This window comes from Formosa haliotis (genome assembly GCF_001685485.1).
GTDB lineage: Bacteria > Bacteroidota > Bacteroidia > Flavobacteriales > Flavobacteriaceae > Formosa > Formosa haliotis.
Genome location: NZ_BDEL01000001.1, coordinates 3495076 through 3505000 on the forward strand (window position 1 = coordinate 3495076; position 9925 = coordinate 3505000).

Genomic DNA, 9925 nt, shown 5'->3' on the forward strand with positions numbered 1-9925 from the left:
AATAATTCCAAGAGTGGAAAAAACAGAATTTAAATTTAGATAAAATAAAAAAGAGGCTATCTAAAAAATTAAACTTAACAGGTTTGGTTAACCATGTTATGAGATTCTGAAATAATTCAGAATAACGAGTTTTAATTCATTTAGTACAGCCTCTTTCTAAGGCAAGGAACGCTATATAAATTATAACGTTAAGTTATTTAGCCATCAATTTTTTAGAAACTTTGTAGGTTGCGGCATACAGCATTCCTGCTTGTTCATGTTTTAAGTGACTAAATTCTCTTTTATACCAATTTTCATCGGTTGCTTTTTTTCTAAACGACTCGTGATTGATGGTTTTATAAGGATCTTTGTCTACAATGGTTTTGATGTCGTAAACAGAAATTCCATAATAGGCACATTGAGTTAAAACTGTAGAAAAATCTTCCTCAGAGAAATAATAATCATCGTTAACTTCATTCTTTTGCAATCCGGTAAATACATTTTTTTCTAAAAATTCTTCTTGGGTCATTTTCTTTGGATTTAAGTATTTTATCTGAATACAGAATTACTCTTTTTAATTGATCTTTCTGTGTTTTTTTATATTTAATTTTCTTAACCTTCTGTATTAAAGAAAACTTTATAATAGTACATTTTCTTTTCCTCATCGAAACCGCGTTCTAGATATTCGCTGGCCGCATCAGGGGCATCGATATCGAGTTTAATTTGTATTTGGGTGTCGAGTTTTATTTCAGTTTTAATTTTCTGCTTTTGCTTTTTTACAACAGGTTCTGCAACATCAAACTGATTTAATATAAGTAAATCTTGTTCGCTTTCGAACGATTTTTTGTAGTCTTCGAATAAGGTTTTATGCTTATCGTCTTCAAAAACTTCTTCTTTAAAATTCTCTACGTTTATAAATTCATGTTCTTTAAAGAAATCTACGGTTTTGGCTAAGAAAATATTTTGTTCTTGGTTGCCATAACTAGTCTTTAAAACTTCGGTAGAAAACTCTTTGCATAACTCTAAGTAATTCTGAGTATGAGAATTATTGTCGTTCGCATATTTAATGTTTAAAAAGTGATTAATCCAATATTGAGCATCGTAATTATTATTGTCTACGGTAAGTACAATAGGACCTTCGGCATCAGTCTGATTTAAAATTAAACACCCTTTATCAACTTTTTTCGTATTAATTCCTTGTTGTACGGCAACGTCGTAACTGTTGTTTTCTAAATAGGTCTGAAAGAAATTAGATTTACTTTCAATTTTAAAAATTCCGACAGCATTGGTTACAATCTCGTTAAATTCGATGCCTTCAAAAAGAGCAACAATTACATCGCCCGTTTTAATTTGTGCCGAATTAGATTGCTCGTATAAATGCTTTACAATGTTTTTAGAAACTTCGATAAAATTAGTTTCATCTGCAAAAATATCTTCAGCATAAGTGTTTACCTCGTTAAGTTTTATGTTGGCATGATGATTAAAACGATGACTCTGAACCACACTACCAAAAGGTCTCAACAAAAACGGTAACATTAAATCGTAACTCGCTTCGTCAAACTGTACTTCGCTTTCTGAAAATGCGTTTTTTGTATCGTTGAATTTATTTCCTACTTTATGAATTATAAATTTTGAAATCGAGGCATTGTTACGTTTTATCATGGTGTTTTATGCTTAAAAATTAGGGGATGCAATAGTACTAAATTCGCTTCAGAATTAAATATAAATTAGAGAATCTTAACAACTAAAAATTAATTTATTTGGTAAATAATTATAGCATTATCGTTTCCTTTTGTAACACCTTCCAAAGGTTTGTCTTTATCAAGATTGGCCATATCTAAAGCACTAGTGCCGTACACAGGAAAGTTAGAAATATCTTCTCCTTGGCTATCAAATACATAAACTTTTTGGGCTTGTAAATCGGTAGTGGTGATATAAATTTTATTGTTAAGCAAAAACAGTTTTACCGGAGTATAGCTTCCAAAATCTAGTTCTAATTTTTTATCTCTAATTTTTAGAGTATTTCCAGATTGGGTTACTAAAGTACGCGTAGAGGCATCTATATGGTGTTGTTCGCCTAAGTTTAAATTTTCGCTTGCTACGTTTCCATTTACATCAATAAGAATCAAATCACCCTGATCTGTGGTTGTTGCAAATTTATTGTTGTAAATATATATGGCCTCCTTAGAATAGGTGTAAGATGATTTTGGAGTAACACGCTCTTGTCCTGTACGACTTAAAATATAAAGTTTTTTAGACGTTTTAAAAACCAGATAATCCTTACCACGCACTCTAAAATGTTGAGGTTTATGGGTAATCGTAGAATTCGCCTTCTTAAAATTAAAACCTTTTACGGTTTTACCTTGAGCATCGTACATTAAAACCTCTTGGTCTTGAATTACTAATAGACGATATTTTTTATTGTGGTCGTAATCGAACACCGCTAATGGTTGGGTAACCTTATCTTTAAAGTTTAAAGGGAATGGCGCTACCTCTTTGCCGTTTCTATCTAAAACATACAAGTGGTGTGCTGTAGTAAAAGCTAATTGTAAACGGCCGTTTTTATACATGTCAATCTGCGAGACATCTCCAAGTATGGCTTCGTTTAATTGCTTTTTCCAAAGTACTTTTCCTTTATTTGAAATTAAATATAAGTTGTTATTAATATCCTGAACCACAATGTCTTTTTGTCCAGAAATATGATTGGTTACAAATTGCGGGGTATTTAAAAGTTTAGCATCTAATTTAATATTCAGTTCCTCGGTAACCGAGTTTATAGCAGCTTTACCTTTGGTCTTTTTTATTACGGCATTGATATGTGCAAAATCATGATCGTATATATATTGTATAGCCGAAAATTTAAATTCGCTTGTATTTACTTTTGAAGAGGATTTAAAATTAGCCTGTAAATAATCGTTTAAAATATCGGAATTACCAACTAACATTAGCGAGGAGGCATCGCTTAAATCTTCGGTAATATTATGGTAGTAATCGCTGTTGTTTAAAGTGGCTTTATTTTGATAGGATGCAATAATGTTTTGAAGCATTTCTAAATCATCTGCAAATACAAAGAAAGAGTCTATTGCGGCATAATAAGACGTGTTCTGAGCTTTTATTAAAGGTTGAAAATTGATGTTAAACCATTCTGGATGTGCGAAATTTTTTATATCAACATTTCTAAACGTTTCGATAATTTCTTGCGAATCTAGTAAGGCTTCATTCGTAGCCATATCGTCTAAACTGTACAAAACAACTGCACGATGATCATTATTATAAATCACCCCGATTTCATTAGTATTATCGAAAAGTGTGGTTTCTGGTGGCTCTTGATTGTTTAATGCTACAAAATTAGCCTGTAAGTTGGCGAAATCATGATAAGTAAAACTCATAAATCCGTCACTGTTGGCAGGTGTAATTTCTGCAAGTTTATTTAGTTGAGGAAGTGTGTTTTTAAAAACGTTGATTAAACTATTTGTAGAATCGTTGGCTTTTGTTATCCCGTTTAATGTGATTTGATCTTGAGTAATATCGGTGTCTAGAGCAATATATTTTGAAAATATCTGTAACGGAATCGAGTCTGATGCAAAAAATAAGGAGGCTTCCTTGGTGTTTTTGGTGTCGAGAATTATAGCAAAGGTTTTTTCTGAGCTCGTGGTATTATAAATTTTTTGAAGTTCTGGTTGTATTGGTCTTTCGTTTACACTTTGTTCTATAATTTGTTTGGATGTAGACCCTATAAAAATACTATCTACAACCACACTAAATAAGGTCTCGGTATTTAATTGTGTTTTTGTTATGGTTGCATTTTGAAATGAAATTTGTTCTTGTTTTGGTTTTGTTAGCGAATCGAACTGAAAGAGTTGCGGTGTATATTTTGTTATAATTGTAATTTGAGTGCTATCTGCTTGGTCCGTATTTAGGCAGAATAAAACTTCACGTTCTGGTTTAAATGCAGCGGTGTTTTTAAAAACCCTATCTAAAGTGGTGTAGAAATTAGCAGTTTTAAAGTCCTGTATTAAATCGTTATTGGTAAGACTGCTTTTTAAATCTTCAATATTATTCGTTTTAATTATAGTTGAAGCGCCTTCGGGAACAAATTCTATTAAGCTGTGGTGTGTTGTTGTAGTGGTATCGCAACTTATTAGGAAGACACTGCAAATTATGGCTAAGTAAAGCGCTCTCATAAAAAGGATTTTTTTTACAAATATAGAAAGTTATATATCTAATTTTAATTGATCGGGAAGTAATGTAAAAGATAAGCGGTGGTATTTTGTTGGACCGTATTTTTTTATAGCTTCTCGGTGTGCTTTTGTTGGGTATCCTTTATTCTGTTTCCAATTGTACATTGGGAACTCTTCATGGATGGTATTCATATAAGCATCGCGATAGGTTTTTGCTAAAATAGATGCGGCTGCTATATTTAAAAACCTACTGTCTCCTTTAATTAGTGTTTGGTGTGGTATATTAAGGAAGGGTTTAAACCGGTTGCCATCTACACTTATAAATTCAGCTTTTGGTTCCAGTTGTGCTATGGCCAATTGCATGGCATAAATAGAAGCGTTTAGGATATTTATTTCATCAATTTTTTCAGGAAAAACATGGGCTACTCCAAAAGAAATAGCTTCATCTTCAATAATTGGTTTTAATAATTCTCGTTTTTTTTTGATAACTGTTTGGAGTCATTTAAAATTGAATTTTCAAAAGTTTTGGGTAAAATAACGGCTGCAGCTGTTACTGGACCTGCCAAACAACCACGTCCAGCTTCATCAGTGCCACATTCAAACTCGTATTCAGAATAGTTAAGCGCAAGCATTTAAATAATATTTTTGATTTAATAATGGTATCATATTTTGTATTTACCTTTGCAAGGTCTAAAAAATAATTATGAAGCAAATCATTCTATCATTCTTTTTATTGTGTTTTACGCATTTTGCCTTTGCCCAAGTTAGCGGAGGTTTGTCAGAAGGAAAGAAGGGTACACGAGACGATGCTGCTATTCAAGAAGGATTTACACAACAGTCAACAGACACTACAAGTACAAAAGCAGGAGAGCAGAAAGTAGGAAAGATAGAGCAATATTTAATTGTTTCAAATGAAAACGATAGTACTTATGTAGATACCACCTTGTCGCTAAAAAAGGAGTATAAATTCAACTACATTCGTAAAGACAATTTTAATCTCATAGCGTTTTCAAATATGGGGCAAACCTTTAATACGCTGAGTTACGATTTTAAGTCGGAACTTTTAATGCCAGATTTAGGTGCACGATCTAAACATTTTAGTTTTAGAAGCCTAGAAGATATTAATTATTACCATGTGCCAACACCACTAACCGAGTTGTTTTATAAAACAGGTTTTAAGCAAGGGCAAGTAGCACAAGGATTTTTTACCACCAATTTATCAGAACAATTTAATTTTTCGATATCATATAAAGGGTTACGTTCTTTAGGAAATTATCAACATATAATTGCTAGTTCAGGAGATTTTGAAGTCACTTCCAATTATAAAACGAAGAGCGAACGTTACATTGCAAAAGTTCATTTTGTGGCTCAAAATATAAATAATGAGGAAAATGGAGGACTAACAGATGAAGGGATGGGGTATTTTGAATCTGGAGATCCTGAATTTCTTGATCGTGGTGTTTTTGATGTGAATTTTGAAGATGCCGATAATACCTTGAAAGCAAAACGATTTCATTTAGATCACAGATATTATATTGTAAAACCAACAGATTCTCTGGCTAAACATAGTTTAAATGTGAACCATATTATGACCTTTGATGATAAATATTTTCAGTTTAATCAATCTACCGCTAACGACTATTTCGGAGATTCGTTTAAATCGACATCCTTAAGTGATCGCGCGACACTCGAAAATTTTTATAACGAATTTCAGCTGAATTATAGTAATGATCTATTAGGAGATTTACAGTTTAATACAAGTATTGATAACTATAATTACGGTTACGACCAAATTGTTATTCTAGACGGCCAGCATATTACTAACCGTTTAAAAGGAAATGTGGGTGCAGTAGGCGGAAAGTACCATAATCATTTTGGAGGCTTCGATATTTATGGAGACGCCGGGCTAAATGTTACAGGAGATTTTAGCGGAAATTATATAACAGGAAAAGCAGCCTATCAATTTAACGACGATTTACTTGTTAGTGCAGCACTTAATCATAATGCTAAACAACCTAATTATAATTTTTTGCTGTTTCAAAGTGATTATATAAATTACAATTGGCAAACAAATTTTAGCACAGAGAAAACACAGCAATTAAGTTTTAATATAGAATCTGAAAAGCTATTAAATCTGGCTGTCGATTATTCCACGATAAGCGATTATGCATATTTTAAGCGCGATGAAGTTTCGGGGGGTGTAAAACCGTTTCAAAACAGTTCAACCATTACCTATTTGCGAGTGCGCTTAGATAAAGAAATTAAATTTGGTCATTTTGCTCTGGCTAATACTTTAATGTATCAAAATGTGCAAGACGATAAGCAGGTTTTAAACATGCCAGAATTTGTAACTCGTAATACCTTATATTACAGAAATGAGTTTTTCAAAAAGGCTTTACTCTTAGAAACAGGAATTACATTTAATTATTTTACAAAGTATTATATGAATGCCTACGATCCTTTATTAGGTGAATTTTATGTTCAAACAGATAGGGAGTATGGTAATTTTCCAAGATTAGACTTCTTTTTAAACGCTAAGATTCAGCAAACGCGCATATATTTTATGGTCGAACATTTTAATGCGGCGCTTACAGGCTATAATTATTATTCGGCACCAAACTACCCGTATCGCGATTTAGCTATTCGTTTTGGACTTGTTTGGAATTTCTTTTTGTAAAAAAATAATAAGGTTATTTGCGATTTAGGTTAAAAGTAATGCTTTAGGTTTATTCTGTTTTGCCTATATTCGTTTTAACTATTATTTGATTTGGCGTTTATATGAAAATACACGGTTTTCTTTTATTACTTTTTTTTGTGTTTTTGGAAGGTGCAACTTATGCACAAATACTGGAAGAAACAGAAACTGATAGTACAACCACTGGTGAGTATCCTTATGTGTTGCCTATTTGGGGGCAAAAAGTTCAAGATCGTGGAATGGCAGATCAACTGCAATTGCCGTTTGGTGTTAATTTAAATTATGTAAATGCCTTTATCGAATTAGATATTACCGAGTTCGAGTTGGCATTAAATGGTCATGATTTATCCGATTTTTTAAATGTTGAGACATTAAATTTCCAAGAGGTAAGCGGTACTACTAATGGTGTAAATTTTAGAGCAGATGCTTGGATTTTACCATTTATGAATGTGTATGGATTATTCTCAGCTGTTAAAGGAGGCACGAACGTTACTTTAATGCCGACCTGGAAAAATGAATTAGGAGAGGTGGTTTTGCAATTACCTGAATTTTCTTCGCATGTCGATTTTGATGCTTTAGCTTACGGAATAGGTACAACCTTAGTTTTTGGTTGGAATAATTATTTTGCTAGTATTGATATGAATTATTCCAGAACAGATACCGACTTATTAAACGAGCAAGTAGGGTATTTAACCTTGTCGTCAAGGCTAGGATACCGTTTTGGTTTAAGCAAGAAAAATAAAGATTTTTTTATAGCTCCATATTTGGCTTGTATGTATCGTGATTTTGTTGGTGCAAAAGGAAATAGCGGGCAAATTAATATGAGTGAAATCTTTCCTGATTTAGAAAATGTTTTTAATGAAAAGGCAGATGATAAAATTGCTGCGAACCAAGAAATTATTAACGATCCAGGAACATCTGCTGCAGAACGTATAAAATTGCAGGCTCAAAATCAAGCCATAGAAACCATACAAGGTAAAATTAACGACAGCGGTGTGTTTAGTTCGGAAATAGATTATTCTATCCGTAAAGAAATGGTTCAACCTATAACCTTTCAATTCGGATTCAATCTTCAAATTAATAGAAACTGGATGGTTAGAGGAGAGTATGGAGTCTCAGATGCACAACGCTTTTTAATGACCGGTTTACAATATAGATTTGGTATTAAAAAGAAAGGGATTTAAAGAAGGCATTATTTTTTTTTATACTGAAGCGCAATAACGCTTAAGTTTCACTACAGCTTCTGCATTATTTTGATTGTAAAGATTTACGATTATTTAGTTCAAGATATTTGTTGTTTAATCGTTTTAAATTGTAATTCTAAGGTTTTTATTATTGTTGAAGCATAATTTATTTGATGCTCTAACCCCACATTCATTATCTAATTTAGGTTTTATCTCGGATGGTGTTACTTGGTTGGGCTAGAAAGTTCCCTAAAAATTACGATTGTTTAGTGTGAGTTTTAGGTCTTTGCTGAGTTTTCCAGTTACTATTATATAAGTAAGGAATAAGTTAAGTCCATTATATATATAGTTAACTCCATATCTAATATTATAGACAGAGAATAGGCTTAGGAGTAAATAGGGTAAAGTATATTTAGGTAGTTTATAGCTGTAATTGGAATGAAATCGTAATCACATAAAATTAATTTCACTTTCAATTGTCTGCAAACCTGCATATTAAAACTAAATCAAAAAAAACCTTATAAAAAGTTAGTTTTATAAAAAGGAAAGGTTGTATATTTGCACCCGCTTACGGCGAGAGGGTATGATAGGAGAGTAAGCAAACGTTCATTAACAGGTTAAAAAATCGGATTTAAAATAAGTTTTAAAAAAGACTAGAAAAAGCTTTGTAGGAATAAAAAAGGTTGTAAGTTTGCAGCCGCTAAAAACGGCAACGTTTTTAGATAAGAGAAGTTCTTTGGCTAGTGTTTTAATGAGATTAGAAAGTTTGCAAAAACAATCTAAAAAAAACTTCAAAAAAACATTGCAAGGAATAAAAAAGGGTTTTATATTTGCACCCGCTTAACAAGGAAACGCGTTAAGATAAGAAGAGAAATAAGTTCATTAACATATTGAATTGACAGCGTAGATATTAACTGGAAACGGTTAGTATCACAAAAAGAGAATAAACCATTTTGAGTACCAAAATTTAATTCCATTAGTTGTTAAAAGTAAAAGTGGAAACACTTAAAAATTTAACGATGAAGAGTTTGATCCTGGCTCAGGATGAACGCTAGCGGCAGGCCTAACACATGCAAGTCGAGGGGTAACATTGTGCTTGCACAGATGACGACCGGCGCACGGGTGCGTAACGCGTATGCAATCTACCTTTTACAGAGGGATAGCCTTTAGAAATGAAGATTAATACCTCATAGTATATAGATGTGGCATCACAATTATATTAAAGATTTATCGGTAAAAGATGAGCATGCGTTCTATTAGTTAGTTGGTAAGGTAACGGCTTACCAAGACCGCGATAGATAGGGGTCCTGAGAGGGAGATCCCCCACACTGGTACTGAGACACGGACCAGACTCCTACGGGAGGCAGCAGTGAGGAATATTGGACAATGGGCGAGAGCCTGATCCAGCCATGCCGCGTGCAGGAAGACTGCCCTATGGGTTGTAAACTGCTTTTATACAGGAAGAAACACTCCCTCGTGAGGGAGCTTGACGGTACTGTAAGAATAAGGATCGGCTAACTCCGTGCCAGCAGCCGCGGTAATACGGAGGATCCAAGCGTTATCCGGAATCATTGGGTTTAAAGGGTCCGTAGGTGGACAATTAAGTCAGAGGTGAAATCTTGCAGCTCAACTGTAAAATTGCCTTTGATACTGGTTGTCTTGAGTTATTATGAAGTAGTTAGAATATGTAGTGTAGCGGTGAAATGCATAGATATTACATAGAATACCAATTGCGAAGGCAGATTACTAATAATACACTGACACTGATGGACGAAAGCGTGGGTAGCGAACAGGATTAGATACCCTGGTAGTCCACGCCGTAAACGATGGTTACTAGCTGTTCGATCTTCGGATTGAGTGGCTAAGCGAAAGTGATAAGTAACCCA

Annotated in this window: 5 protein-coding genes, 1 rRNA gene and 1 pseudogene (1 of these 7 cut by a window edge); 3 read left to right on the forward strand and 4 right to left on the reverse strand. The window is 33.3% G+C overall.

The window, feature by feature from the left end; translation table 11 throughout:
- Positions 1 to 193 precede the first annotated feature (193 nt).
- The 4 genes and pseudogenes from A9D35_RS14690 to rnhB form a co-directional block, all read right to left on the reverse strand.
- On the reverse strand, positions 194 to 508 hold the full coding sequence (locus A9D35_RS14690) for a hypothetical protein (RefSeq protein ID WP_066224286.1): 315 nt from the start codon (positions 506 to 508) through the stop codon (positions 194 to 196).
- A gap of 83 nt (positions 509 to 591) precedes the next feature.
- Entirely contained in the window at positions 592 to 1641 is a 1050-nt protein-coding gene (locus A9D35_RS14695) for a nucleoid-associated protein (RefSeq protein ID WP_066224288.1), read from the reverse strand.
- A gap of 89 nt (positions 1642 to 1730) precedes the next feature.
- A complete protein-coding gene (locus A9D35_RS14700; RefSeq protein ID WP_066224291.1) occupies positions 1731 to 4163 on the reverse strand; it encodes a ribonuclease HII in 2433 nt (810 codons plus the stop codon).
- A gap of 30 nt (positions 4164 to 4193) precedes the next feature.
- Positions 4194 to 4792 (reverse strand): annotated as a pseudogene (gene rnhB / locus A9D35_RS14705) (ribonuclease HII).
- Between the two features lie 71 nt (positions 4793 to 4863).
- Between rnhB and A9D35_RS14710 the strand changes: the two are divergent.
- The 3 genes from A9D35_RS14710 to A9D35_RS14720 all read left to right on the forward strand — a co-directional run.
- The gene (locus A9D35_RS14710) at positions 4864 to 6837 is read left to right on the forward strand and encodes a putative porin (protein ID WP_066224294.1); all 1974 of its coding nucleotides are present in this window, start codon (positions 4864 to 4866) and stop codon (positions 6835 to 6837) included.
- 101 nt (positions 6838 to 6938) lie between these two features.
- Entirely contained in the window at positions 6939 to 8039 is a 1101-nt protein-coding gene (locus A9D35_RS14715) for a hypothetical protein (RefSeq protein WP_066224297.1), read from the forward strand.
- A gap of 1016 nt (positions 8040 to 9055) precedes the next feature.
- Positions 9056 to 9925 (forward strand): 16S ribosomal RNA (locus A9D35_RS14720); it runs 650 nt beyond the window's last position.

Excerpts from the sequence above, each read along its gene's own strand:
- A9D35_RS14690 (WP_066224286.1), bottom strand. The coding sequence starts at position 508 with ATGACCCAAGAAGAATTTTTAGAAAAAAATGTATTTACCGGATTGCAA.
- A9D35_RS14695 (WP_066224288.1), bottom strand. The coding sequence starts at position 1,641 with ATGATAAAACGTAACAATGCCTCGATTTCAAAATTTATAATTCATAAA.
- A9D35_RS14700 (WP_066224291.1), bottom strand. The coding sequence starts at position 4,163 with ATGAGAGCGCTTTACTTAGCCATAATTTGCAGTGTCTTCCTAATAAGT.
- A9D35_RS14710 (WP_066224294.1), top strand. The coding sequence starts at position 4,864 with ATGAAGCAAATCATTCTATCATTCTTTTTATTGTGTTTTACGCATTTT.
- A9D35_RS14715 (WP_066224297.1), top strand. The coding sequence starts at position 6,939 with ATGAAAATACACGGTTTTCTTTTATTACTTTTTTTTGTGTTTTTGGAA.